The 750-nt window shown below is 61.6% G+C and carries 1 protein-coding gene and 1 pseudogene; both read right to left on the bottom strand.

Features of this window, described 5'->3' with window-relative positions:
- Positions 1-67: 67 nt before the first annotated feature.
- Positions 68-526 (bottom strand): carboxymuconolactone decarboxylase family protein, encoded by a 459-nt coding sequence (locus EN906_RS36040; RefSeq protein WP_127269912.1) that lies wholly within the window; start codon positions 524-526, stop codon positions 68-70.
- A gap of 42 nt (positions 527-568) precedes the next feature.
- Positions 569-750 (bottom strand): annotated as a pseudogene (locus EN906_RS36045) (transcriptional regulator); the annotation flags it as partial.

A 750-nucleotide genomic window follows, 5' to 3' on the forward strand; every position in this document is an offset into this window, starting at 1 on the left:
GGCATCAAACGCTCCCTTGGAAAGTGGAGCGCCGTCTTTCGACGGCGCTCCCAACATAAATGGACAATCAGGCGGCCTTGGCCGCCGGCATCGGGTGAATGGCCTGGAACGGAATGCACAGCCGGTTCCAGGTGTTGATCATGCCGAGCGCAACGGACAGCTTGACCAATTCCTCTTCCGAGAAATGCTCGAGCGTCTTTGCATAGAGCTCGTCCGGCACGCCATTGTTGGCGATCAGGGTGACGGCCTCGGTCCAGGCCAAGGCGGCGCGTTCGCGCTCGGAAAACAGCGGCGATTCCTTCCAGGCTGAAACCAGGTAGAGCCGCTGCTCGGTCTCGCCGTCGCGCCTCGCCTCGCGGCTATGCATCTCGACGCAGTACGAGCAGCCATTGATCTGCGACGCTCTGAGTTTGATCAGGTGCAGCAGGCTCACCTCGAGCCCGCATTCGTCCACCGCCTTGTTGAGCGCCGACACGGCCTTCATGATCTCCGGCGCCTTGGCGAAAAATTGCAGCCTCTGTTTCATCTTCTTGTCCTTTCAAATCTGCCTGGGTTTGGGTCGGCGGGGTTAACTGGATTTCTGCGGCCGCTGGTGGCGCTCGACGAAGGCGCAGCTCGCGGCAAGTGACCTGGGATCGCCTTCTGCCGCATAGGTGGCCACGATATCGGACAGCTTGGTCTCGGCGAGCGCGGCGCGATAGGCGCGCTCGGCCTTCAGCATCGCCGCGTTGATGCCGCAGGGTTTGACAT

The sequence above is a fragment of the Mesorhizobium sp. M7A.F.Ca.CA.004.06.1.1 genome (genome assembly GCF_003999135.1).
In the GTDB taxonomy this organism is placed as follows: Bacteria; Pseudomonadota; Alphaproteobacteria; order Rhizobiales; family Rhizobiaceae; genus Mesorhizobium.